Annotated in this window: 23 protein-coding genes; 16 read left to right on the top strand and 7 right to left on the bottom strand. The window is 71.7% G+C overall.

The features are described from left to right. A partial coding sequence (locus ACWFR1_RS33830; protein WP_453558033.1) for a hypothetical protein occupies positions 1-316 on the bottom strand: 316 nt, incomplete at its 3' end. A 289-nt stretch (positions 317-605) separates the two neighbouring features. Here ACWFR1_RS33830 and ACWFR1_RS33825 point away from each other — a divergent pair. The 3 genes from ACWFR1_RS33825 to ACWFR1_RS33815 all read left to right on the top strand — a co-directional run bounded on the left by ACWFR1_RS33825 (position 606) and on the right by ACWFR1_RS33815 (position 3,304). Then, positions 606-1,436 carry a glycerophosphodiester phosphodiesterase gene (locus ACWFR1_RS33825; RefSeq protein ID WP_453558031.1) on the top strand — a complete coding sequence of 277 codons (831 nt, stop codon included), beginning with the start codon at positions 606-608 and terminating at the stop codon, positions 1,434-1,436. Positions 1,437-1,548: 112 nt separating this feature from the next. Further along, complete coding sequence (locus ACWFR1_RS33820) at positions 1,549-2,151, top strand: ATP-binding protein (RefSeq protein WP_453558029.1); 603 nt, start codon at positions 1,549-1,551, stop codon at positions 2,149-2,151. Between the two features lie 175 nt (positions 2,152-2,326). Then, positions 2,327-3,304 (top strand): DUF5926 family protein, encoded by a 978-nt coding sequence (locus ACWFR1_RS33815; RefSeq protein WP_453558027.1) that lies wholly within the window; start codon positions 2,327-2,329, stop codon positions 3,302-3,304. Between the two features lie 220 nt (positions 3,305-3,524). Here ACWFR1_RS33815 and ACWFR1_RS33810 read toward each other — a convergent pair whose 3' ends face one another. Both ACWFR1_RS33810 and ACWFR1_RS33805 read right to left on the bottom strand, forming a co-directional pair. Continuing rightward, a complete protein-coding gene (locus ACWFR1_RS33810; RefSeq protein ID WP_453558025.1) occupies positions 3,525-4,241 on the bottom strand; it encodes a hypothetical protein in 717 nt (238 codons plus the stop codon). 163 nt (positions 4,242-4,404) lie between these two features. Next, the gene (locus ACWFR1_RS33805) at positions 4,405-5,103 is read right to left on the bottom strand and encodes a bifunctional DNA primase/polymerase (protein WP_453558023.1); all 699 of its coding nucleotides are present in this window, start codon (positions 5,101-5,103) and stop codon (positions 4,405-4,407) included. Positions 5,104-5,716: 613 nt separating this feature from the next. On the opposite strand from ACWFR1_RS33805, the gene ACWFR1_RS33800 reads away from it, so the two are divergent. Next, positions 5,717-7,171, top strand: coding sequence for a PP2C family protein-serine/threonine phosphatase (locus ACWFR1_RS33800; protein WP_453558022.1), 1,455 nt, complete (start codon positions 5,717-5,719; stop codon positions 7,169-7,171). Between the two features lie 126 nt (positions 7,172-7,297). Continuing rightward, positions 7,298-8,761: an aminopeptidase P family protein gene (locus ACWFR1_RS33795; protein WP_453558020.1), complete on the top strand. Its 1,464-nt coding sequence runs from the start codon at positions 7,298-7,300 to the stop codon at positions 8,759-8,761. 110 nt (positions 8,762-8,871) lie between these two features. Here ACWFR1_RS33795 and ACWFR1_RS33790 read toward each other — a convergent pair whose 3' ends face one another. Further along, a complete protein-coding gene (locus ACWFR1_RS33790) occupies positions 8,872-9,345 on the bottom strand; it encodes an ATP-binding protein (protein WP_453558018.1) in 474 nt (157 codons plus the stop codon). 213 nt (positions 9,346-9,558) lie between these two features. On the opposite strand from ACWFR1_RS33790, the gene ACWFR1_RS33785 reads away from it, so the two are divergent. From ACWFR1_RS33785 to ACWFR1_RS33745, 9 genes are all read left to right on the top strand, one after another. Continuing rightward, positions 9,559-10,329 carry a hypothetical protein gene (locus ACWFR1_RS33785; RefSeq protein ID WP_453558016.1) on the top strand — a complete coding sequence of 257 codons (771 nt, stop codon included), beginning with the start codon at positions 9,559-9,561 and terminating at the stop codon, positions 10,327-10,329. Between the two features lie 112 nt (positions 10,330-10,441). Next, positions 10,442-11,320: a YcnI family copper-binding membrane protein gene (locus ACWFR1_RS33780; RefSeq protein WP_453558014.1), complete on the top strand. Its 879-nt coding sequence runs from the start codon at positions 10,442-10,444 to the stop codon at positions 11,318-11,320. A gap of 36 nt (positions 11,321-11,356) precedes the next feature. Further along, positions 11,357-12,076: an SCO family protein gene (locus ACWFR1_RS33775; protein ID WP_453558013.1), complete on the top strand. Its 720-nt coding sequence runs from the start codon at positions 11,357-11,359 to the stop codon at positions 12,074-12,076. Then, positions 12,073-12,525 carry a copper chaperone PCu(A)C gene (locus ACWFR1_RS33770; RefSeq protein ID WP_453558011.1) on the top strand — a complete coding sequence of 151 codons (453 nt, stop codon included), beginning with the start codon at positions 12,073-12,075 and terminating at the stop codon, positions 12,523-12,525. The genes ACWFR1_RS33775 and ACWFR1_RS33770 overlap by 4 nt, the downstream gene beginning before the upstream one ends. 24 nt (positions 12,526-12,549) lie before the next feature. Next, on the top strand, positions 12,550-14,628 hold the full coding sequence (locus tag ACWFR1_RS33765; protein WP_453558009.1) for a copper resistance protein CopC: 2,079 nt from the start codon (positions 12,550-12,552) through the stop codon (positions 14,626-14,628). Positions 14,629-14,696: 68 nt separating this feature from the next. Beyond that, on the top strand, positions 14,697-15,950 hold the full coding sequence (gene efeB, locus ACWFR1_RS33760; RefSeq protein ID WP_453558041.1) for an iron uptake transporter deferrochelatase/peroxidase subunit: 1,254 nt from the start codon (positions 14,697-14,699) through the stop codon (positions 15,948-15,950). A gap of 120 nt (positions 15,951-16,070) precedes the next feature. Next, on the top strand, positions 16,071-17,006 hold the full coding sequence (pheA, locus tag ACWFR1_RS33755) for a prephenate dehydratase (RefSeq protein WP_453558007.1): 936 nt from the start codon (positions 16,071-16,073) through the stop codon (positions 17,004-17,006). A gap of 497 nt (positions 17,007-17,503) precedes the next feature. Beyond that, on the top strand, positions 17,504-18,793 hold the full coding sequence (serS, locus tag ACWFR1_RS33750) for a serine--tRNA ligase (RefSeq protein ID WP_453558005.1): 1,290 nt from the start codon (positions 17,504-17,506) through the stop codon (positions 18,791-18,793). Continuing rightward, positions 18,790-19,596, top strand: a complete 807-nt coding sequence (locus tag ACWFR1_RS33745) for an HAD family hydrolase (protein ID WP_453558003.1) — start codon at positions 18,790-18,792, stop codon at positions 19,594-19,596. The genes serS and ACWFR1_RS33745 overlap by 4 nt, the downstream gene beginning before the upstream one ends. A 151-nt stretch (positions 19,597-19,747) precedes the next feature. Here ACWFR1_RS33745 and ACWFR1_RS33740 read toward each other — a convergent pair whose 3' ends face one another. Together ACWFR1_RS33740 and lpdA are read right to left on the bottom strand one after the other, a co-directional pair. Continuing rightward, positions 19,748-20,365, bottom strand: a complete 618-nt coding sequence (locus tag ACWFR1_RS33740; RefSeq protein WP_453558039.1) for a rhomboid-like protein — start codon at positions 20,363-20,365, stop codon at positions 19,748-19,750. 95 nt (positions 20,366-20,460) lie between these two features. Next, positions 20,461-21,864: a dihydrolipoyl dehydrogenase gene (gene lpdA / locus ACWFR1_RS33735; protein WP_453558001.1), complete on the bottom strand. Its 1,404-nt coding sequence runs from the start codon at positions 21,862-21,864 to the stop codon at positions 20,461-20,463. 123 nt (positions 21,865-21,987) lie between these two features. Here lpdA and ACWFR1_RS33730 point away from each other — a divergent pair, with 123 nt between their 5' ends. Continuing rightward, a complete protein-coding gene (locus ACWFR1_RS33730) occupies positions 21,988-22,677 on the top strand; it encodes a FadR/GntR family transcriptional regulator (RefSeq protein WP_453557999.1) in 690 nt (229 codons plus the stop codon). Between the two features lie 167 nt (positions 22,678-22,844). Then, entirely contained in the window at positions 22,845-24,059 is a 1,215-nt protein-coding gene (locus tag ACWFR1_RS33725; protein WP_453558037.1) for a CynX/NimT family MFS transporter, read from the top strand. Between the two features lie 99 nt (positions 24,060-24,158). Here ACWFR1_RS33725 and ACWFR1_RS33720 read toward each other — a convergent pair whose 3' ends face one another. Next, positions 24,159-24,878, bottom strand: coding sequence for an ABC transporter permease (locus ACWFR1_RS33720; RefSeq protein WP_453557997.1), 720 nt, complete (start codon positions 24,876-24,878; stop codon positions 24,159-24,161). Positions 24,879-24,882: the final 4 nt, after the last annotated feature.

The raw sequence follows: 24,882 nt of genomic DNA, 5'->3' as shown, positions 1-24,882 counted from the left end.
CCGCCGGAGCCGGGGCGGCGGCCGGAGCCGGGGCGGCGGCCGGAGCCGGGGCGGCGGCCGGAGCTGGGGAGGGAGCAGGAGCCGGGGCGGCGGCCGGAGCTGGGGAGGGAGCAGGAGCCGGGGAGGGAGCAGGAGCCGCCGCCGGGGCCGCCGGGGCCGCGACGACGGGCGCGACAGGCTCGGGCGCGGGAGTCGGGGTCGGCGCGGACTCGGGAGCCGCCCCCTCCGGCGGGGCCGACGGTACGGGAGGCGTCGGAGGGGCGGACGGGGCAGTCGGGTCCGCCGGAACCGCCGTGCCCTCGTTCTCAGTGCTCACAGCTCGCTCTCCTCGTTGACTGCTCGTTGGCTGCTCGTTGGCTGCTCGTTGGCTGCTCGTTGATTGACTGCTCGATGATCGCTGGATGACCGCTTCGATCACTGCGCGGGGTGGTCGTGGGTGGTCGCGGGTGGTCGTGCCTGGCCCAGGGTGTTGTCACCAGCTTTTCCCACAGGGCGTCAGGCCGCTGTAAGGCGGAGCTGTGCATTCTCGCTCCACCCTTTATATAAGGACAGAACGGACAGCTTCCGGTGTGCTCGCCCCACCCCGCCAATGGCACCATGGCGCCGTGACTCACGCACGGCAGCACCCGAACAGCGGACCCGTCCAGGTCGTCGCCCACCGCGGAGCCTCCGAGGACGCCCCGGAACACACCCTGGCCGCCTATGTGAAGGCCATCGAGCACGGCGCCGACGCCCTGGAGTGCGACGTCCGGCTCACCGCCGACGGCCACCTCGTCTGCGTCCACGACCGACGCGTCAACCGTACGTCGAACGGTCGCGGAGCCGTCTCCGCCCTCGAACTCGCCGACCTCGCCGCGCTCGACTTCGGTGTCTGGAAGGAACGGGAGGAGCGGGACGACGCCGCGGAGAGCCCCGACTGGGGCGACCCCGGGTACACCTCCGTCCTCACCCTGGAGCGCCTCCTGGAGCTCGTCTCCGACGCCGGGCGCCGGGTCGAGCTGGCCATCGAGACCAAGCACCCCACCCGCTGGGCGGGCCAGGTCGAGGAGCGGCTCCTCCAGCTCCTGAAGCGTTTCGGCCTCGACGCCCCGGCCTCCCGCGAGGACTCTCCCGTACGGGTCATGAGCTTCTCGGCCCGCTCCCTGCACCGGATCGCCGCCGCCTCACCGACCCTGCCGACCGTCTCCCTCACCCAGTTCGTCACCCCACGGCTGCGCGACGGACGTCTCCCCGCGGGCGCGCGCGTGGCGGGCCCCTCGATCCGGATCGTCCGCCACCATCCCGCCGTGATCCTGAGGCTCCAGAAGGCCGGGCACCAGGTCCACGTCTGGACGGTGGACGAGCCCGAGGACGTCGAGCTCTGCGTACGCCTGGGGGTGGACGCGATCATCACCAACCGCCCCAAGCAGGTGCTCGCCCAGCTGGGCCGCGACTGAGTCCTGCCCACTCCAGCCCCCCTCCAGCCCCCCTCCAGCCCCACTCGTCACAGCTTTCCCAGGGCTTACGGGGAGTGCACCGGCGCGTTCAGGGTGTACTCGATCGTCACGAGTGCGACACGCCACGTGCATTGGCCGGTTTCCGGTCCAGTCCAGGGGGGCATCCACACGGTGGCGTGGGGCAAAGGAGGTCTCGGGGGTGGCGTTGGTGGTGGCACAGGAGGTGCCCACGTCGTCGAGCATGGCCGTACCCCATGGCCCTGCGGGCGTGGGTGAGGCGCGACACCGGATGCGGGACGAGCTGTACCGCAGCGGGGTGTCCGAATCGGTCGTCGACGACGCGGTACTGATCCTTTCGGAGCTGCTCAGCAATGCCTGCCGCTACGGCAGGCCGCTGGGACGGGCGGAGCGGGGCGAGGGCGATGTCCGGGCGGCCTGGCGGGTCGACCCGTCGGGTGGCCTGCGGGTCGAGGTGACGGACGGCGGTGGGCCCACGAGACCCGTTCCGTCGACACCCTCGGTCACCGCGCGCGGGGGACGCGGGCTGAACATCATCGGCGCGCTGGCCCAGGACTGGGGCGTACGGGACAGCGCGACCGGCGAGGTCACGGTCTGGGTCGTGGTCACCGAGGGACACCGCGGCGAGGACTTCGCGGCGCGTGTCGGCGGCGGCTCGGTCTTCGACTTCCTCGACGCGTACGACGATCTGGACTGACAGCGACGTCCGTCCCCTGATCCGAAGATCCGATGATCCGAAGATTCGAACCCGGGATCGGCGTGTCTCGGGCGGGGCCGCGCCCCGCCTGAGGGGCGGCGGTGCCCGGTGCGGCTAGGCTCGCGCCCGATACAAGCACGCACACAGCACGCCGCGATCGGGAGAAAGCCACACCATGGCCAAGAAGCGCCCCCAGACGAAGGCCGGCAAGGCCGGCCAGGCACAGGTCACGAGCGGGGAGATCCCGGTCGTCGGCGCGCGCGAGCCCTGCCCCTGCGGCTCGGGCCGCCGCTACAAGGCCTGTCACGGCCGGTCCGCCGCGCACGCCGTGACCGAGCTCGTCCAGCGCCCCTTCGAGGGTCTGGCCGGCGAGTGCGACTGGGTCGCGCTCCGCGAGCTGGTGCCCGCCGCCACCGTGCCGCTCACCCTGAAGGGCGGACTGCCCGAGGGCGTGCCGTCCGTGACGCTCGCGACCGTGCTGCCGATGGCCTGGCCGGCGCTGCGCCGCGACGACGGCGCCGTCCTCCTCGCCCTGCAGAACGACTCCTCCTCCGGCGACCTCGCGCGCGACCTCGCCGACACCCTCCAGCGCGCCCTGGAGACCGAGCCGGGCACCCCGGTTCCGCCGCGCCGTGTGCCGGCCGACGGCCCGCGCCTGCAGGATCTGCTCGACGCGGACGCGCCGTTCGCCCCGGAGGTCCACACGGGCTTCGAGTTCTGGATCCCGGCCGCCGCGGACGGTGCCGACCCCGAGGTCGCCGCCTCCCTGGAGCGGGCCAACGCCGCCGCGATCCCGACGGTCAAGCTGACCGGCGTCGATTCCGCGTACTGGTGCGAGACCCCGGACAAGAACCACCTGCGCTGGGTCATGCCGCACCCGGAGGAGAAGCTCCTCGACGCGCTCGCCCGGCTCCAGGCCGGCGAGGGCACGTCCCTCGGCGCCGACACCCGGCTCGTCGGCTCGTTCCGCGCGCACGGCCTGATGGTGCCGGTGTGGGACCTGCCGACCTCCATGACCGCGGAGCAGTGCGAGAAGCCGGCCGCCGAGTTCGCCGAGCGGCTCGCCGAGGCGCTCGCCTCGGACGCCCCGCTCACGGCCGACGAGCGTCGGGCGCGCGGCGGCCTCACGAACCGTCAGGTGACTCTCAGCTGATACCCCAGGTGGTATTGGTGACTGACAGACCGACCAGTCGGTGACTTCCGCCACAACCCGGTCCGCGGGCGGGTAAATCCCTGTCCGAATAACCGAGATCGAATTTGCGAACAGCAGATCTCTTGTTACCGTTCTGGAAGCCCGGTCGCTGGTGCATCCCCCGTCGCCAGCGATCGGGCGTTTCCATGCCCGCCCCAGGCCGCGCCGGGGCGTTCGGCGCTCAACTTCCTTCGGTCTCCACGCTGTTGCTGCCCGACCGCAGCAGCAGCGGAGTACTGCCGCCCTCGCCGGTACCCGCGAATTCCGCTACCGCCGTATACGCCGTGGCCTTGCCCCGGCCGCGTTCCCTGGGCGTTTCGCAGGTCCCCGGTTCGTCCTGCGCCGCGACCGGACAACGCACTTGTACGGTCCGCCCGCCGGGCGCCATCAAGGTCAGAAACGCGTCGAGATCCTGCCCCGTCGCGTTCCGGTAGTACGTACGCGCCCAGATGTCGGGCCCCTCGGCCAGGACGCAGGTCTGCGCCTCGATCCCCTCGGGAGAGGCGAGTTCCGGCCCACACCTCGTGATCCGCTCCGGAACCGCGGAGCGAGCGGAGGGCGGGGAGGCCAGGGAGTCCGCGGAGCCAGGGGAGTCCGGGAAGGGACGGGAGCTCTCGGAGGGGGCGGCGGAGGCTGGAGCCTGAGCGGGACCGGCCGCGGGCGAGTCCGGCGTACCGGATCCGCGGCCGAGCCCCAGATCCGACAGCAGGTCCCCGCTTCCGCTCCCGTCCCCGTCCCTGTCCCCGGACTTCGCGTCATGCGCGTCACCGGAACCGACGGCCCGTACGGCTTCACTCGTCGGACCCGCCACCGCGACGATCGGCAGGAGAACGGCGACCGTGACGGCCGTCCCCAGTCCGATCATGCGGAGTTTCGCCGGGCTCATCACCGGACTCATGCGACCCACCTGCTCTTTCGCCCGGGACCTTCGACGGGTGGGGCGAACATATCGGCGGCCGGCGGGAGCCCGGTCGGCCGCGCGCCCGTTTTCCCTGCAAGTCGGGCCAGGACACACCCGTTCGGGTGAACGCGCCGGCCGTGTTCCGGGACGCGGCAGCCCGTCAGTACGTGAGCCGACTCCCGCCGCCCGGAGTGCTCGTGCTCGCCTCGACCAGGGCGTCCACCACGGCCTCCACGTCCGGCAGCCACGGCCGGGCCGAGCCCGCCAGTGGCGCCCGCTCCCACCGCACCTGCCCGCTCCCGGCGACCGAGGGCGGCAGCAGCAGATAGCCGCCCTCGCCGTGGAACCGCAGCGAACTGGGCACGCTGTCCTTCGCGTACAGCAGCTCGCCGAGCCGTTCGAGGCCGTACGGGGCGACGAGGATCGACCAGCGCGTCGGCGTCGCCACCACCGGGCCGAGCCGCATGCCCATCGCGTCGAGCGCCGTCAGCGCCCGTGCTCCCGCCACCGCGGGCAGGCTCACCGCGCAGGGCGCGCCGCCGCCCGTGGCGAGGACCACCGGGGCCTCCGGGCGCCTGGTCCACCACCAGCGGATCATGCGCTCGTCGGTGGTGGCCGCGAGGAGCCCGGGCTCGTACGGGTGCGCGCCGGGCACCGCGCACTCGGGGTCCGGGCAGGCGCAGACCGGCCCGGCGGCCGTGCGGGTCTTCGTCTTCAGGCCCACGCCGGGCAGGACGGGCCAGCCCCACTCGGCCGCGAAGGTGACCGCCGCGTCGAGCCGGGCGGTCGGCACCTCGCGCCGGAGCCGGAGCCTGCGACGCCTTCCGAGGGTTCCCAGGATTCCGAGGATCTCGCGCATGAGCGCTCGTTCCTTTCCGTTGAACGCCGAATCCACATCACACCATGTGCAGATCTCTTCACCGTGCGTATCAGCGCGTACAAGGTCGATGGTGCGTCGCCCGCGCCGAGGCGGGGCCGACGGGCCAGGTATGAACCGGTTGAGCCAGGTCGAGCCGGGGAGGAACCGGTGGAGCAGGTCGGAACCAGGTGGAGCCAGGGTCAGAACCAGGTGGAGCCAGGTCGGAACCAGGTCGAGCCAGGTCGAGCCGTATCGGTGCCAGATCCAAGCCGGGTCAGAACACGTTCCCCGCCACTGGGGGACGGGCCGAGGCCTGCGGCACGTAAGACGCCGGGGTTCCGCGGCACGTTCCGGGGCAGCTCCAACTGCCCCTGCCTGTCATCGAGTACGTACCCAGCACGCTCGGAATGACGCGCTTTCAAACGACGCCAGTCGACCGCAAAAGGTGCACACCAGGGGCAATTTTCGGCCAACTTCCCGAACACTTCAACCCCTGCGTCCAACCCCACGGACACCACAAGTCCCATGGGGACAATGCTGGACATCGCTCCTCCGGTGCGTGTACATGTGGATGCATCGAGCGGCGCAGAATGACATGGGGGTTTGCGATGCTATGGCGTCAAACGCACCGGTCGGAAAGCCGACTGACATGAGCGCCCCACACATGCCGAAAGTGGCCGGAATCGATTCCGCGGTTCCCCACCCCCCGCACACTACGGCGCCCCTTTCCGGGGTCCCCGCGGCGGCGACGCCCGCCGACGCTGCCCTTCCACCGGGCGCGTTGATCCAGGACCGGCTGGCCGGATGGGTCTCCGACCTCACGACCCTCCACGAACTCACCGAGCGCCTCATCAGGACCTCCTCCCTCGACGAGGCCCTTCCCGAGGTGCTCGGCGCGGGGGCCGCCCTGGTCGGCGCCCGCCGGGGCATGGCCGTCCTCGAACCCGCCGACGGCCTCGGCCCCGCCACCACCATCGGCCTCGGGCTCGCCCACGCCGAGCTCGGCACGATCGAGACCGTCCCGCGCGGCGCCACCAGCTACGGCCGCCTCCTCGACGGTCTCCCCGATCCCGCCGACCCGGCCCGCGTCCCCGATCCGATCGCCATCCCCGACGTCCGTACGGAGGAGGGCCTCGACCCGCGCCACCGCGAGGTCGCCGCCCGCCTCGGCTACGCCGCCAGCTACGCCCTCCCCCTCGCCACCGAGGAGGCCGGCCGGCTGGGCGCGGCCGTCTGGCTCTACGACGAGCCCGCCGAGCCCTCCGAACGCCAGCGCCACCTCATCGGGCTCTACGGCCGCTTCGCCACCGAGCACCTCGCCCGCCTCCTCCAGGTCGAGCGCGCCCGCGCCCAGGTCGCCACCGTCGCCGAGGAGCTGCTCCCCAGCCGCCTCCCCCGCGTCCCCGGGGTCCAGCTCGCCGCCCGCCACCGCACCGGCCCCCGGGGCGGCGGCGACTGGTACGACGCGCTGCCGCTGCCCGAGGGCGCCCTCGGGCTCGCCGTCGGCTCCGTCACCGGCTCCGGTCCGAGCGCGCTGGCCGCCATGGGCCGGCTGCGGGCCTCCCTCCGGGCGTACGCGGTCATGGAGGGCGAGGACCCCGTCGCCGTCCTCTCCGATCTGGAGCTCCTGCTCCGGCTCACCGAGCCCGCGCGCTCGGCCACCGCGCTCTTCGCGTACGCCGAGCCCGCGCAGCGCCGGATCGTCCTGGCCGGGGCCGGGCACGCCCCGCCGCTGATCATCGGCGAGCACCGCACCGAGTTCGTCGAGACCTCGCTCTCGGCTCCGCTCGGGATGCTCTCCTGCTGGGAGGCGCCGAGCGTCGAGCTGTCTCCCGCCCCGGGAGAAACGGTGCTTCTCTACACGGACGGGCTGCTCCGCCGTACCGGCGATGCCATGGACCGGGCCTTCGCGCGGCTCCACGCGGCCGCCGCGAGCGTGCCGAAGGCGGACCGGGGCGACCCGGGCGCGATCGCCGACCACGTCCTGCGGACCCTGCTGCCCGAGGGCCTCACCGCCGCGGGCACGGAGGACGAGGACGTCGTCCTGCTCGCTGCCCGGTTCGAGTGAGCTCCGTCGGCGGCCGCGCGTGAGCGGAACGTGACGCTCCGGTAATAGGCCTTCCGGCCCTGGGCCCCCTTCCGTACGACCGTACGATGGGGATGGTTCAGTGTCGTACCAAGAGGAGGCAGACCCGTGGCCGAGGAGCTCACGCCGGAGACCCCGGAAGAGACGACCGAAGAGCAGGCGATCAAGCAGCGGAAGAACGGCCTGTACCCGGGCGTGTCCGACGAGCTCGCCGAGAACATGAAGTCCGGCTGGGCCGACACCGAGCTGCACGACCTGGCGCCCATCGCCCAGGCCGACAAGACGGCCGCGCGCCGCGCCGCGCTGTCCGCCCGCTTCCCCGGCGAGCGCCTGGTGATCCCCGCCGGGAACCTGAAGACCCGGTCGAACGACACCGAGTACGCCTTCCGCGCCTCGACCGAGTACGCGTACCTCACCGGCGACCAGACGCAGGACGGCGTCCTCGTCCTGGAGCCGGTGAAGAGCGGCCACGAGGCCACGCTCTACCTGCTGCCGCGCTCCGACCGCGAGAACGGCGAGTTCTGGCTCGACGGCCAGGGCGAACTGTGGGTCGGCCGCCGCCACTCCCTCACCGAGGCCGAGCAGCTCCTCGGCGTCCCCGCGAAGGACGTCCGCGAGCTGGCAGCCCAGCTGAAGGAGGCCACCGGCCCCGTCCGCGCCGTCCGCGGCCACGACGCCGGCATCGAGGCGGCCCTGACCGACAAGGTCACCGCCGAGTGCGACGAGGAACTGCGCGTCTACCTCTCCGAGGCCCGCCTGATCAAGGACGACTTCGAGGTCTCCGAGCTCAAGAAGGCCTGCGACGCCACCGCCCGCGGCTTCGAGGACGTCGTCAAGGTCCTCGACAAGGCCGAGGCGACCAGCGAGCGCTACATCGAAGGCACGTTCTTCCTGCGCGCCCGCGTCGAGGGCAACGACATCGGCTACGGCTCCATCTGCGCCGCCGGCCCGCACGCCACCACCCTGCACTGGGTGCGCAACGACGGCGACGTCCGCTCCGGCGACCTGCTGCTGCTCGACGCCGGCGTGGAGACCAACGAGCTCTACACCGCGGACATCACCCGCACCCTGCCGATCAACGGCCGGTACACCGAGCTCCAGCGCAAGATCTACGACGCCGTGTACGAGGCGCAGGAGGCCGGCATCGCCGCGGTGAAGCCCGGCGCCGCCTACCGCGACTTCCACGACGCCGCCCAGCGCGTCCTCACCGAGAAGCTCGTCGAGTGGGGCCTCGTCGAGGGCCCGGTCGAGCGCGTCCTGGAGCTCGGCCTCCAGCGCCGCTGGACCCTGCACGGCACCGGTCACATGCTCGGCATGGACGTCCACGACTGCGCCGCCGCGCGCACCGAGGCGTACGTCGACACGACCCTCGCGCCGGGCATGTGCCTGACCGTCGAACCGGGTCTGTACTTCCAGGCCGACGACCTGACCGTGCCGGAGGAGTACCGCGGCATCGGCGTCCGGATCGAGGACGACATCCTCGTCACCGAGGACGGCCACGTGAACCTCTCGGACGCGCTGCCGCGCCGCTCCGACGAGGTCGAGGCGTGGATGGCCGGCCTGAAGGGCTGACCGCCGCGTTCGCGCGTACGTTGGAGACGAAGGGCCCCCGCCGACCGACCGGCGGGGGCCCTTCCCCTGTCCGTACGCCGTATCCGGATCCGTACGCCTCCCTCCGGAACTCAGGCCATCAGCAGGGACGGGCCGTCCTTCCACTTCAGGATCTTGTCGAAGCTGACGACCGCGCCGCCCCGGCCCGAGCGGTTGCCGAACTGCACGTGGTCGGCGAGCTCCTCGATCAGGCGCAGACCACGGCCGTGCTCGGCGTCGTCCGAGGGGGCCGTGGGCGCCGTCTTGGCACCGGGGCAGCCGGGACCCGCCCCGGGGAAGCCCGGGCCCGAGTCCGCCACCTCGATACGGCAGGTCTCGCCGTCCAGGTACGCCGTCACCCGGTACGCCGCCCTGGCCGCCCCGCCGGCCTCGCCGTCCCCGCCGTGCTCGACCGCGTTCGCACAGGCCTCGGTCAGCGCGACGGACAGCTCGTACGACACGTCGGGATCGACCCCGGCCGTCTCCATGGTGCCCAGCAGAAGCCGGCGGGCCAGCGGCACGCTCGCGGCCTCGCGCCGCAGATGGAGTGACCACCAGATGCTCATGCTCCAGCCTCCCGGCAGCGGCTCGACATACCGATACCTATTGCCGGACGGAACCCTTCGTAAGCCCCCGAAGGCGACAAGAGCGCTCGTTCGGCGGATGCACCGCGCCGGTAGGCCGGTGTATGTCACCCCGAAGAGGCCCAAGTCCCCCAAGAACGACCTTACGGACCTGCCTCATGGCGGGCGTGCCCCTGGTGCGATGATGGGCCCGCCATGACTGCCCCCGCGCTCGCTCCACGGCTGCTGAGGGCCGCGGTGTTCACCGCGGTCTGTGTCGTGCTGTCCGCGCTGGGACACGCCCTCGCCGCCTGTGCGGGCATCGCCCTGTGGACCCTCCTCGCCGGTTTCCTCGGCGTCTTCGGAGTGACCGTCCTCCTCACGGGACGCGACCGCTCCCTCACCTTCGTCGTCGGCGCCCTCACGGCCGGGCAGCTCGGGCTGCACACGCTCTTCAGCCTGGGCCAACGCCCACTCGCGCTGAGCCCCACGGCCGACGACGCCCTCGTGCGGATGGCCGCCAAGCTGGTCTGCGGCGCGGGCACCGGGGCCCTCAGCCCGGCCGACGCCGCCAGGATCGTCGGCGACGCCGGGCTCGACCCGGCCGCCGCCCACGGCCACGCCGGGCACGCGGCGGCCCCGACCGCCGGGCTCCTGCCCGGACTGCCCATGCTCCTCGGCCATCTGCTCGCGGCCCTCGCCGCCGGCTGGTTGCTGCGCCGCGGCGACCGGGCCCTGGTCCGGCTCGTGGAGCTCTCCGAGCAGGGCGCGACGGAGCTCGCCGAGTGCGCCCTCGTGCGCTCGCTGCGGGCCGCGCTCCGCCTCGTACGGAGCCTGCTCGCCGGACTTCCCGCGACCCCGCACGCCGGAGCGCGGCGGCCCGCCCGTACGGCCTTCGACTCCTCTCCTCCGCCGGTGTTCGAGGCGCTCGAGGACTCGGTGATCAGGCGCGGCCCGCCGGCCGCCGACTGCGTCCTCGCAGCCTGACGCGGTCCGCTCACCAGGAGCGGGGCCGCGTACGCCCGCACGCCTCGACGGGGTTCCGCCCCTCGGCGCGCCGGATCCCGCCGTCCTCCTCCGAGCCGGAGTGTCCTCTGTCATGAACGTTTCCCGTTCCGCTTCCCGTGCCGTTTCCCGTTCGGCCTCCCTTTCGGCTTCCCTTTCGGCCTCCCTTTCGGCTTCCCGCCCCGCCTCCTCGCGTCTCTCCGCCGCCACGCGCGTCGCCCTCGCCGGTGGCATCGCGCTCTCCTCCGTCGTGCTGCTGTCCGGCACGGCCTTCGCGCACGTCAGCGTGCAGCCGGAGGGCGAGGCCGCCCAAGGCGGCTACGCGACCGTCAACGTCAAGGTCCCGAACGAGCGCGACAACGCCTCCACCGTGAAGGTCGAGGTCAACTTCCCGCTCGACCACCCGCTGGCCTCCGTCATGCCGCAGCCCGTCCCCGGCTGGAAGGCCGAGGTGACGAAGAGCAAGCTCGGGAAGCCGCTGGTGCTGCACGGCAAGACGATCAACGAGGCCGTCTCCAAGGTCACCTGGACCGCCGACGGCTCGAAGATCGGTCCCGGCCAGTTCCAGCAGTTCCCGCTCTCCCTCGGCCAGCTGCCCGAGGACACGGACCAGCTCGTGCTCAAGGCCATCCAGACGTACGACAACAAGGAGGTCGTGCGCTGGATCGAGGAGGCGAAGGAAGGCGCGGACGAGCCGCAGAACCCGGCCCCCGTCCTGAAGCTCTCCGCCGCGAGCGGTGACCACCACGGCGCCGCCGCCCCGTCGGCCTCCACGGCTCCTTCGGCCTCCGCCTCCGCCGACGCCAAGGCCGGGCACGACGACAAGGCCGGCGCCCACGAGGAGAAGACGGCCACAGCCTCCTCCTCTTCCTCCTCCGACACCACGGCCCGGATCCTCGGCGTCATCGGCATCCTCGTCGGCATCGCCGGCGTCGCCTTCGGCGTCCTCGCCGGCCGCCGCCGCTCGGCCTGACGGCCGCACCCTCACCGAGAACCTGAAAGAAGCACCATGTCCGAAGAGAAGACGCCCGGGTCGGGTACGGCCCGTCCCGGGCGGCGTACGCCCCTGATCATCGCGGCCGTCGCGATCGTCGCCGCGCTCGGCATCACCGCGGCCGTCGGCCTCGGCGGCAACGACGACAAGTCCGGCACGGGCTCGAACTCGGTCGCCGAGGTCTCCGGCGGCAGCGACTCCACCAAGGCCGCCACCGTCCTGGACCGGCCGTTCACCAAGCCCTCGCTCGTCCTCACCGACACCAAGGGCGAGAAGTACGACCTGCGCGAGCGGACCAAGGGCAAGCCGACCCTCGTCTACTTCGGCTACACGCACTGCCCCGACGTCTGCCCCATGACGATGAGCAACATCGCCATCGCCAGGAAGCAGCTCCCCAAGGCCGACCAGGACAAGCTCCAGGTCGTCTTCGTCACGACCGACCCCGAGCGGGACACCTCGGCCGAGCTCGCCAAGTGGCTGCCGGCCGCGGGCGACCCGTCCTTCACCGGTCTCACGGGCGACTTCTCCGCCATCCAGGCGGGTGCCCGCTCGATCGGCATCGGCATCGACCCGCCGACGAAGGACAAGAACGGCGAGGTCGTCTCCATGCACGGCGCCCAGGTGATCGCCTTCTCGCCCACCACCGACCAGGGCTACGTCCTGTACGGCGAGGACACGACCGTCGAGGACTACGCCAAGGACCTGCCGAAGCTCATCAAGGGGGAGAACCCGTGAACCGCCGCACCACCGCCCTGTCCACCGCCGTGGCCCTCGCCGCCGCACTCGCGCTGTCCGGGTGTTCGTCCGACAGTGACAAGCCCGAGCTGAAGGTCAGCGGCGCGTACATGCCGCAGCCGGTGATGGACATGGCCGGTGGCTTCCTCACCATCACGAACGACGGCGGCGCGGCGGACAAGCTCACCTCCGTCACCAGCCCCGTCTCGGACGACGTCACCATCCACGAGACGAAGAACCAGAAGATGGTGCAGGTGAAGTCCTTCGACATCCCCGCGAACGGGGAGCTGAAGCTCGAACGCGGTGGCAACCACATCATGTTCATGGAGCTGAAGACGAAGCCCAAGCAGGGCGAGAAGGTCAGCGTCGAGCTCCACTTCGAGAAGTCCGACCCCATCAAGGTCGACGTTCCCGTCGAGGCCGCCAACCACAACCCGCAGCAGCACTGAGCTCGTTGACGGAGTGACTCAGAGATGACAACCACCGCCCCGCGCCTCGGTACCGCCGTGGCCCGGCTGCTGATCCTCGCGGCCGCGCTGCTCGGCACACTGCTCGCCGGTGCCGCCCCCGCCTCCGCGCACGCGGCGCTCACCGGTAGCGACCCGAGGGACGGGGCGGTGGTCGCCACCGCTCCCAAGGAGGTCAACCTGACCTTCTCCGAGCAGGTCGCCATGAGCGCCGACTCGATCCGGGTCCTCGACCCGGCGGGCCGGCGCGCCGACACCGGCGAGATACGCGACCTGTGCAGCGGAGCCGTCGTCCGGTACGGAGTCGGGCTCCGCGCCGGACTTCCGGACGGCACGTACACCGTGGCCTGGCAGACCGTCTCCGCCGACAGCCACCCGATCGCCGGCGCCTTCACCTTCTCCATCGGGGCCCCCTCCACGACCTCCGTCGCCCTGCCCGAGCAGAACGCCGGCGGCGGACTCGTCGGCACCCTCTACGGCATCGCGCGCTACCTCTCGTACGCCGCCTTCGCCGTCCTCGTCGGCGGCGGCGCCTTCGTCCTGGTCTGCTGGCCGCGCGGTGCGGGCGTCCGCCCGGTCCAGCGGACCGTCGTCAGGGGCTGGCTGACGCTCACGGTCGCCACACTGGCGATGCTCCTCCTGCGCAACCCGTACACCGGCTCCGGCGAGCTCTCCGACGCCTTCGACCTGGCGGGCCTGAAGTCCGTCCTGGAGACCAAGACCGGGGCCGCGCTCACCTCCCGTCTGCTGCTGCTCGGCGCCGCGGCGCTCTTCGTCGCGGTCCTCTTCGGTTCCTACGCCCACCGCACCGACCCGAAGGAGCGGAAGGACCTCGCCTTCGGCCTCGGCCTCGGCGGCACCGTCGTCGCCGCCGGGATCGCCGGCACGTGGGCACTGGCCGAGCACGCCTCGACCGGCATCCAGCCCGGCATCGCCATGCCCGTCGACATCCTGCACCTGCTGGCCGTCGCCGCCTGGCTCGGTGGACTCACGGTGCTGCTCGTCGCCCTCTACCGGGCGCCCTCCGTCGAGCGCTCCGCGGTGGAACGCTTCTCGAAGGTCGCCTTCGGCTCCGTGCTCGTCCTCGCCGCCACCGGGCTCTACCAGTCCTGGCGCCAGGTCGGCTCCTGGTCCGCACTGACCGACACCCGCTACGGGCAGCTGCTCCTGGTCAAGATCGGCCTGATGGCCGTACTCCTCGGCATCGCCTGGGTCTCACGCCGCTGGATCCAACGCCTCGCCGACCCGACACCCACCGAGGCGGAGGAGTCGGAGGAGGCGGGGCAGGCTGAGGAAGCGGAGACCGAGGAAGCGGACAGGACCGAGGCCCTCGTCGGCGCCGCCTCCGAGCCCGAGCCCGAGCCCGCGCGCAACCCCGAGTCCGAGTCCGAGCCCGCGCGCAACCCCGAGTCCGAGCCCGAGCCCGAGCCTGAGCCCGCGCGCAACCCCGAGTCCGAGCACGAGCACGCGCGCAACCCCGAGTCCGAGTCCGAGCCCGAGCCCGACCCCGAGCGGGCCGCCCAGCTCGCCCGGCAGCGCGCCGCCGTCGCAACCGCCCGCCGCAAGCGGGAGCGCGACGCCGATCCCGAGCGGGCCGGTCTGCGCCGCTCGGTGCTGACCGAGGCCGCCGTCGCCGTCGTCCTCCTCGCCGTGACCACCGTCCTCACCTCCACCGAGCCCGGTCGCACCGAGGAGGAGGCCGGCCGGACCGGCTCCACCGCCGGCGCCGCCGCCGTGCCCGACCGTCCCGTCGACATCCGCCTGCCCTTCGACACCGGCGGCGTCGACGGCAAGGGCGTCGTCCGTCTCAGCCTCGACCCCGGCCGCACCGGGGCCAACGTGCTCCATCTCTTCGTCGAGCGCCCCAACGGCAAGCCGCTGGACGTCCCCGAGGTCAAGGTGGCCCTCACCCTGGAGGCCAAGGACGTCGGCCCCCTGCCCGTCGCCCCCGACCGCATCCAGACCGGACACTGGAGCGCGAGCGGCGTCCAGATCCCGATGCCCGGCGAGTGGAAGATCCAAGTGACCGTCCGCACGTCCGACATCGACCAGACCACCATCGACAAGAACGTGAAGATCGGCTGACCCTCGTGACCGAGACCGACAACAACAGCGTCAACCGCGACAGCGGCAGCGACAACCACAGCGGCCACGTGGACATCTCCCGGCGGCGCCTGCTCGGCACCGTCGGCGCCGCGGGCGCGGCCGGACTCGTCATCGGCGCGGCCGGCGGCGTCGGGATCTCCGCGGCGGTGTCGGCCGACGACACCGCCGCCGGCGCCGGCGCCTCCGGCCCGCAGGCCCTGACCTCCGTCGGCGCGACCGAGGTGATGTTTCACGGGAAACATCAGGCCGGTATCACCACGCCTCTCCAGTCCCGCGGCCATCTGATCGCCTTCGACCTCGCCCCGGGCGCCGGGCGCAAGGAGGCCGCCGCCCTGCTGCGTCGCTGGTCGGCGACGGCGAAGTCGCTGATGGCGGGGAAGGCCCCGGCAGGGGACACGGGCATCGCGCTCGACGCCGGGCCCTCCTCCCTCACGGTCACCTTCGGCTTCGGCCGTACCTTCTTCGACCGCACCGGACTGGCCGCGCGCCGCCCCGCCGGGCTCGACCCGCTGCCCGCTTTCTCCTCCGACGCCCTCGACCCCCGGCGCTCCGAGGGCGATCTGTGGGTGCAGATCGGTGCCGACGACGCCCTCGTCGCCTTCCACGCGCTGCGTGCCCTGCAGAAGGACACGGGCGACGCGGCCCGGGTGCGCTGGCAGATGAACGGCTTCAACCGCTCGGCCGGGGCCACCGCGAAGCCGATGACCGCGCGCAACCTCATGGGCCAGGTCGACGGCACGGGCAACCCGAAGCCCACGGAGCCCGACTTCGACCGACGGATCTTCGTCCCGGTCGGGGCCACCGGCGCCGAGGAGTGGATGGCCGGTGGTTCGTACGCGGTGGTACGGCGGATCCGGATGCTGCTCGACGACTGGGAGAAGTTGCCGTTGGACAGGCAGGAGAAGGTGATCGGTCGCAGGAAGTCCGACGGAGCCCCGCTCACCGGCGGCACGGAGACCACCGAGCTCGACCTGAACAAGTTCGGGCCGGACGGAAAGCTGGTGATCCCGGACAACGCCCACTCCCGGATCTCCGCCCCCGAACAGAACGGCGGTGCGGCGATGCTCCGCAGGCCTTTCTCCTTCCATGACGGGATCGGTCCGGACGGGACCCCCGACGCCGGGCTCCTCTTCGTCTGCTGGCAGGCCGATCCGCTTCGGGGCTTCGTCCCGGTGCAGCGCAAGCTCGACCGGGGCGACGCGCTGTCCGCGTTCATCCGGCACGAGTCGAGCGGACTCTTCGCGGTCCCGGGCGGCCCCGCCGAGGGTGAGTACGTGGGCCAGCGGCTCCTGGAGGCGTAACCGATCGAGATGCCGCACGAGAGACCGTGCCGGATGTCGTACGAGATGCCGTACGGAACGCCCTTCGCGTTGTCGTTCGGGCGGGCGGCCCGCGCGCCCGGCGACCATTAGGGTGACGGTATGTCCGCCACCCGCTTCACGTACCTCGGCCCCGAAGGCACCTTCACGGAGGCCGCGCTGCGCACGCTGCCCGAGGCCGCGACCCGGGAGCTCGTCCCGATGGTCTCGGTCCCGGCCGCGCTCGACGCCGTACGGAACGGGGAGGCCGCCGCCGCGCTCGTGCCGATCGAGAACTCGGTCGAGGGCGGGGTGACCGCGACCCTGGACGAGCTGGCCTCCGGCGAGCCGCTGATGATCTACCGCGAGGTGCTGCTGCCGATCGCCTTCGCGCTGCTCGTGCGTCCCGGGACCAGGCTCTCGGAGATCAAGACGGTCACGGGCCATCCGGTGGCCCAGCCGCAGGTCAGGAACTGGCTGCGGGCCAATCTGCCCGAGGCCGTGTGGGAGTCGGCCGCCTCCAACGCGGACGGGGCCCGGCTGGTCCAGGAGGGTCGTTTCGACGCCGCCTTCGCGGGCGAGTTCGCGGCGGCGACTTATGGTCTGGAGCCGCTGGTCACCGAGATCCACGACGCGGAGAACGCCGAGACCCGGTTCGTGCTCGTGGGCAGGCCGGCCCGTCCGGCGGCTCCGACCGGCGCGGACAAGACCTCGGTGGTGCTGTGGCTGGGTGAAGATCATCCGGGTGCCCTCCTCGAACTGCTCCAGGAATTCGCGGTGCGCGGGGTGAACCTGATGCTGATCCAGTCCCGGCCCACGGGAGCGGGGATCGGGAACTACTGCTTCGCCGTGGACGCCGAGGGCCATATCTCGGACCGCCGGGTGGGCGAGGCGCTGATGGGGCTCAAGCGGATCTGCCCCAATGTGCGCTTCCTCGGCTCGTACCCGAGGGCGGGCGTCGCGGTCGAGGACGTGTCGCCGCTGCGGCGCGGGACTTCGGACGTGGAGTTCATGGCGGCCTCCGACTGGCTGGCGAGGGCCCAGGACGGTCGGGCCTGACCCGATACTGACCGACCGCTCCCGCCGCCGGGGGCGGTCGTCCACAGGTACGAACAACTAGTCCTACCTGCATACTTTTCAGTTACCCACAGAGGTTATCCACAGGTCCGTGCTCGACCTGGGGACAAGTCGACATCACAATCCGACATGGTCGACAAATCGCCCCAGTCACCCTCGGGTACCCCTCAGCCGCTCCGCACCCCGTCCACAGCGCGTTGATGACGCATCCGTCACCACGTTTCCCCGGATCAACTCTTTGGAGCGAGCAATTCCCACCCGAATGAGTGGGCAAATGGTGTTTGATCACGGAATTACCAGGTCCGTTGCGAGGAATCCCCGCGATCTTCCCCGTAATCCACAGAACTTCCGCACAGCCTGTGGATAAGTGAATGAGGCGGCCCTGCGGCTCACTTTTCCCGGGGCGGCAATTCGGGCAAAACAACACGCGCGACCTTATCCGGTGGGGGCGCGCGAGCGGGCACCGGTAGCCTGGTGGGGTGATTGACCTTCGCCTGCTCCGTGAGGACCCCGACCGTGTTCGCGCCTCCCAGCGCGCCCGTGGAGAGGACGTCGCGCTCGTCGACGCCCTGCTCTCCGCCGATGAGCGGCGCAGGTCGTCCGGCGTCCGCTTCGACGAGCTCCGATCCGAGCAGAAGGCGCTCGGAAAGCTGATCCCCAGGGCCACGCCCGAGGAGCGCGCCGAGCTCCTGCAGAAGGCGGAGCAGCTCAAGACCGACGTCAAGGCCGCCGAGGCCGAACAGAACGAGGCCGACGAGACGGCCAAGCAGCTCCTGCTCCAGCTCGGGAACATCGTCCACACGGACGTCCCGGTCGGCGGCGAGGAGGACTTCGTCGTCCTGGAGACGCACGGCACCATCCGCGACTTCGCGGCCGAGGGCTTCGAGCCCAAGGACCACCTAGAGCTCGGCGAGGCGCTCGGCGCCATCGACGTCGAGCGCGGCGCCAAGGTCTCCGGCTCGCGCTTCTACTACCTGACCGGCGTGGGCGCCCTCCTGGAGCTCGCCCTGGTCAACGCGGCGATCGCCCAGGCCACCGAGGCCGGCTTCATCCCGATGCTGACCCCGGCGCTGGTCCGCCCGCGCGCCATGGAGGGCACCGGCTTCCTCGGCCAGGCCGCGGAGAACGTGTACCACCTGGAGAAGGACGACTTCTACCTCGTCGGTACGTCCGAGGTGCCGCTCGCCGCGTACCACATGGACGAGATCATCGACGCGGACAAGCTGCCCCTGCGGTACGCGGGCTTCTCGCCCTGCTTCCGCCGCGAGGCCGGCACGTACGGCAAGGACACCCGCGGCATCTTCCGCGTCCACCAGTTCGACAAGGTCGAGATGTTCTCGTACGTCGCGCCCGAGGACGCGGAGAACGAGCACAAGCGCCTCCTGGACTGGGAGAAGCAGTGGCTGACCGCCCTGGAGCTGCCGTTCCAGGTCATCGACGTCGCCACCGGTGACCTCGGCTCCTCCGCCTCCCGCAAGTTCGACTGCGAGGCCTGGATCCCGACCCAGGGCAAGTACCGCGAGCTCACCTCCGCCTCGAACTGCAACAGCTTCCAGGCCCGCCGGCTCTCCGTCCGCATGCGCGACGAGCAGGGCGGCAAGAAGACGGTGCAGCCGCTGGCCACCCTGAACGGCACGCTGTGCGCCGTACCGCGCACGATCGTGGCGATCCTGGAGAACCACCAGCTGCCCGACGGTTCGGTCCGAGTGCCCGAGATCCTGCGGCCGTACCTGGGCGGGCGCGAGGTCCTGGAGCCGATCGCCAAGTGAGCCCCTTCCCCTACCGCCTGGTGGCGACGGACCTCGACGGCACGCTGCTGCGCGCCGACGAGTCCGTCTCCGACCGCACGCGGGACGCGCTCGCCGCCGTGACCGAGGCGGGCGCCGCCCACATCGTCGTCACCGGCCGGGCGGTGCCCTGGACGCGGCACATCCTCGACGACCTCGGCTACGAGGGGATCGCGGTGTGCGGCCAGGGCGCGCAGGTCTACCACGCCGGTGAACACCGGCTGCTGACCTCGCTGACCCTGGACCGGCAGCTCGCGGGGCTCGCCCTCTCCAAGATCGAGGCGGAGGTCGGCCCGCTGGCGCTGGCCGCCAGCCGCGACGGCCTGGAGGGCGAGGTCCTGATGGGTCCCGGCTACCAGGCCCAGGAGGTGCCCCTGCCGTACGTCCTGTACCAGGACCCGGCGGAGCTGTGGGCAGCGCCGCTGACCAAGCTCTACCTCCAGCACCCGACGCTGAGCGACGACGAGCTGACGCGGATCGCCCGCGAGACGGTCGGAGGGCTCGTGGACGTCGTCATGGCAGGTCCGGGGATCGTGGAGATCCTCCCGCTCGGTCTGAGCAAGGCGACGGGACTCTCCCTGGCCGCGCGCAGGCTGGGCGTGAAGGCCGCGGAGACGATCGCCTTCGGCGACATGCCGAACGACGTCCCGATGTTCGCCTGGGCGGCACACGGTGTGGCGATGGGCAACGCGCACGAGGAGCTGCGGGCGGTGGCGGACGAGGTGACCTCGTCGAACGAGGAGGACGGCATCGCCGTCGTCCTGGAGCACCTGCTCTCGGCCTGAGCCTCCTGTTTCACGTGGAACCACCGGATTCAACGACCGAAGGCCCGCTCCCCGAAAGGAGCGGGCCTTCGTCGTTCACGGCCTCGCGCGGACGCCTGTCCGCGCGCTCGAAGCGGCCGCTTCCGGGAGATCCCCCGTTCCCCCCGCACAGCTAGTGTGCGCCCGGACGCTGTTCGTGAGCGACAGGTTTTCCGCGGGTCAGTGGATAGCAGGCAAGGCCGATCGCCAGGGAGATCGCGTGGCCGAGGTCGGTGTACGTGCGGCCGGCCATGAGCGGGACGAGGAAGAAGGCGACGGCCCCCGCGAGATAGAACCAGCGCCAGGGGCGGGGCAGCCGGTAGGTCAGGACGCCCACGGAGGCGGCGAGCCCGTAGCTGACCCCGATGTCGACGACGTGCGCCATGCTGCGCGGCACGTCGTGGTCGCGGATGGCGTCCAGGACGACCTGCTGGCTGATGAGGGTCGCCGCGATGTGCGCCGTGGCCACGGTGAAGAGCCACTTCGGCGTCCCGAGCCACCGTTCCACGGGGGCGTGGAAAAGCTCGAAGAGGACCGCGTAGAGCAGCAGGTCGGCCGGGTTCTCGATCCAGAACGCGCTGGCGAGCAGGGCGCGCAGCGGGTGGTGCGCGAGCTGGTGAAGGTTGCTGCTGTTGCGGTGGAGGAGATAGGTCTCCAGGCCGTCCGGCGAGAGCGCGATGACGAGGCTCGTGAGCGCGATGACCAGCAGCCAGACATGCGTACCGGGTGACGAACGCACCCACGACCTGATCGGTCGGGACGGTTCGCCACCCGATGGGGTGTCGCTGTCTGGGGATTCCGTGTTCGGCACCTTTCAGTGCCTATCACCCGAAGACGGGAGAAACCTCAGAAATTGATCATGTGTCCGGCAATGCCATGGATGGCTTCCTTCACGGCCTCGCCCAGCGTCGGGTGCGCGTGGACGTTCCGCGCGACCTCGTGGACGGTGAGGTCCCACTGCTGGGCCAGGGTCAGCTCGGGCAGCAGCTCGGTGACGTCGGGGCCGATCAGGTGGGCGCCGATGATCTCGCCGTGCGTCCCGTCCGCGATGATCTTGACGAAGCCCGTGGCGTCGCCGAGACCGTGCGCCTTGCCGTTCGCCACGAACGGGAACTTGGCGACCTTGACGTCGAAGCCCTTCTCGCGGGCCTGCGCCTCGGTCCAGCCGAAGCTGGCGATCTGCGGCTGGCAGTAGGTCGCCCGCGGGATCATCGGGTAGTCGAGCTCCATCGTCTCGGCGTCCCCGATGGTCTCGGCCGCGATGACGCCCATGGCCTCGGCGGTGTGCGCGAGCATCAGCTTCGCGGTGACGTCACCGATGGCGTAGATGTGCGGCACGGAGGTGCGGCAGCGGCCGTCGACGTCGATCGCACCGCGCTCGGTGAGGGCGACACCGGTGGCCTCCAGGCCGTAGCCGGTGACGTTCGGGGCGAAGCCGATGGCCTGGAGGACCTTGTCGGCCTCCAGCACCTTCTGGACGCCGTCCTTGCCGGTGACGGTGACGCGGACCTGCGGGCCGGACTCGTCGATGGCCTCGACGCGGGTGGAGGTCAGGACGTCGATGCCGAGCTTGCGGTACTGCTTGGCCAGCTCCTTGGAGACCTCTTCGTCCTCCAGCGGAGCGATCCGGTCGAGGAACTCGACGATCGTGACCTTGGTGCCGTAGTTGTTCAGCACGTACGCGAACTCGATGCCGATCGCGCCGGCGCCGGCGATGACGATCGACTGCGGGGCGTCCTCGGCAAGGATCTGCTCCTCGTACGACACGACGCGCTCGCTGCGGGCCGTGCCCGGGAGCAGGCGCGGGGTGGCGCCGGTCGCGATGATGCAGTTGTCGAAGGTGATCGTCTCCGAGGTGCCGTCGGCCTTGGCCACCTGGAGGGTGTTCGCGTCGAGGAAGGTGCCCCGGCCGTCGAACTCGGTGATCCCGTTCTTCTTCATGAGGAAGTGGACGCCCTTGACGCGGCCGTCCGCGACCGAGCGGCTGCGGCGGTAGGCGTCGCCGTAGTCGAAGGTGACGGTGCCGTCGACCTTGATGCCGAAGGTCTTCGCCTCGTGGTTGAAGATGTGGGCGAGTTCGGCGTTGCGCAGCAACGCCTTGGTGGGGATGCAGCCAACGTTCAGGCAGACACCGCCCCAGTACTTCTCCTCGACGACCGCGACCCGCTTGCCCAGCTGGGCGGCGCGGATGGCGGCGACGTAGCCGCCGGGGCCAGCTCCGAGTACGACGACGTCGAAGCGGTCTGACATGACTGACTCCCGAGGGTGGTGAGGGTGTTCGGTCCGCGTACGGCCCCACAGTAGTCCGGTGTCCCCCACCTGGTCAGTTGTAGGATGACTGGGCAACCGGGCGAATGGAGAGGTCGGAACGGCATGGCACTCAAGGCGGCGGGGCGGACCTCGCTGGTGGACTCGGTCGTGGAACAGCTCCGCGCGCAGCTCACGGACAGGGAGTGGGCGGTCGGCGACCGCATCCCCACGGAGCACGACCTCGCGCAGCAGCTCGGAGTGGGCCGCAACACCGTCCGCGAGGCGGTCCGGGTCCTCGTTCACGCCGGCCTCCTGGAGTCCCGGCAGGGCAACGGCACCTTCGTCAGGTCGACCGCCGACCCGGCCGCCGTGCTGCGCGGAGTGCGCCACGCGGGCGCGGCGGACGTACTCGAACTGCGGGTAGCCCTGGAGGCGGAGGCCGCCAGGCTCGCGGCGGTACGCCGGGACACCCACGATCTGCTGCGGCTGCGGGCTGCCCTGACCACCCTGCGGGAGGAGGGCGACCGGGACGCGGACGCGGACCTCGCCTTCCACCTGGCGGTCGTGGGCGCGACGCACAACGCGACCTTCATCGAGGTCTACCGCTTCTTCTCCACACAGGTGCACGAGGTCCTGGTGGAGGCGCTCGGCGACCGGGAGATGCCGCCCGTCGACATAGACGCCCACGAGGCCCTGGTGGAGGCGGTCGAGGCGGGCGACCCGGAAGCGGCGGAGCGCCAGGCGCGGGAGCTGCTGCGGCTCCCGACGGAGACGGTGACGGCCCTGACCGACGGGGCAGGCCGGAACCGGTGAGCGCCGAGATACGCACGACGGGCGAGGCCCGCCCCGGGGACGACGGCGCCCGGGACGGCCGAGCCGAGAACGCCCCGGCCCGGGGCGGCCTGACCGGGGGCCGCACATCTGGGGACGGCCGAGCCGAGGGACCGGCGCGCGGCCTCGTCGACGCCGAGGCCGGGGACCTGCCGTCGGCCGAAGGGCTCGCGGCCCGGCGCGCACTGCTCGCGCATCCGATGGTACTGCTGATCGGGATCGTGCTGGCCTCGCTGAACATGCGGGCCGCGCTGGCCAGCGTGGCGCCCCTGGTGGGCGAGATCTCCACCGACCTCGGTCTCGACTCGACGGCGAGCTCGCTCGTCACCGCGGTGCCGGTGCTCTTCCTGGGCCTGGGCTCGCTGATCGCTCCGCGGCTGGGGCGCCGCTTCGGCACCGAGCGGGTGCTGTTCGCCGCGCTCCTCCTGCTCGCCGTCGGCATCCTCGCGCGCGTGGCGCCGTCCGTGTACGCGCTGTACGGCGGCGGGGTCCTCGTCGGCACCGCGATCGCCCTGCTCAACGTCCTGATGCCCGGCCTCGTCAAGCGGGACTTCCCCGACCGGGCCGCGGCGATGACCTCCGTCTACACGGGCGCGATGATCGCCGGCGCGACGGTGGCGGCGGCCGCCGCCGTGCCGCTGGAGGAGGCGCTCGGCGGCGGCTGGGAGGCCTCGCTGGGCGCCTGGTCGCTGCTCGCCATGGCCGCGGCGGTGGCCTGGCTGCCGCAGGTGGTGATCGCCCGGGGGCGTACGGGCCAGGAGGTACGGGCCGTCCCGGCCGCCGGCGGCCACCCGGTGAGCGTCTGGCGCTCGCCGCTGGCCTGGCAGGTGACCCTGTTCATGGGCATGCAGTCGACCTGGACGTACGTGCTGATCGCCTGGATGCCGACGATCTTCACCGACCACGGGATGAGCCGCTCCACGGCCGGACTGGTCTTCGCCTTCAACACCCTCACCCAGATCGTGGGCGCCTTCGCGGTGCCGCTGCTCGCCGGCCGGACGCGCGGTCAGCGTCCGCTGATCGTCCTGGTCACGGCGTTGGTCGCGGCCGGATACGTCGGCCTGCTCGTCGCCCCGGTCGAGGGCGCCTGGCTCTGGGCGGCCGTCCTCGGCGTCGGCCAGGGCGGTGCGCTGGGCCTCGCCCTGACCCTGATCGTGCTGCGCTCGGGGGACGCGGTGACCGCGTCCGCCCTGTCCGGGATGGCCCAGGCGGTCGGCTATCTGCTCGGCGCTGCCGGGCCGTTGGCCGCCGGCGCCCTGCACCAGGCCACAGGATCCTGGACCCTGCCGATCGCCCTGGTCCTGGGCGTCTGCGCGGTGGCCCTCGCCGCGGGACTGGCGGCGGCCCGGGACCGGACGGTCTGATCGTCGGGGGTGGCGGTACGGCTCCGGGAGGGCCTCCCGGAGCCGGGGCGACGACCTTCGGAGCCGTACCGCCGCTGTGTCGTCCCGTCCGTCCTCGTCCTACTCCTCGCCCGCCAGCGTCAGCGTCCGCAGCTTGTGGCCGGCGAACCAGGTCGCCGCGACCGTGACCGCCACGAGCAGGACCGTCGCCGTGGTCAGGCCGACCTCGGAGTCGATCAGGCCGTCGCCGGTGACCTTCTCCGCGAGGGCGAGCGACCACTGCTGGACGCTCAGGGTCTTGGCGCCGGCGATCAGGGAGCCGAAGAGGGTCTCCCAGACCAGCGCGTAGACGAGGCCGATGACCACCGCGTGGCGGCTGACCGTGCCGAGCAGCAGGAACAGCGAGCTGTAGGCGATGGAGGCCACCAGGGCCGCCACCGTGTAGGCGACCGCCACCTGCTGGCCGTTGCCGTTGAGGACGAATCCGGCGATGAAGGTCGGCACCGCCGAGAAGACCATGGTCACGGCGATCGCCACGATGAGCTTCGTGAAGATGATCGTGGACCGCTTCACCGGCTTGGACAGCAGGTAGACGATCGAGCCGTCGTCGATCTCCGGCCCTATCGCGCCGGTCCCGGCGATCACACCGATCAGGGGCACCATCGTGGCCAGCGCGAAGCCGCCCAGGACGTCGGCGGCGACCTGGTCGTCCGCGCCGTTGAACGCGCGCACCGCCGCGGCGATGAGCACCAGCAGGGCGGGCAGCAGGAAGAGGATCAGCGCCCGCCGGCGGCCGAGGAGGGCCCGGTAGGTGAGCCGGGCGACTGTGGGGTTGTACATCGGT

It is taken from the genome of Streptomyces sp. NPDC055103, assembly GCF_053607625.1.
Note: the sequence above shows the minus strand (reverse complement) of the source record. Positions and strands in the feature narration are given on the sequence as shown.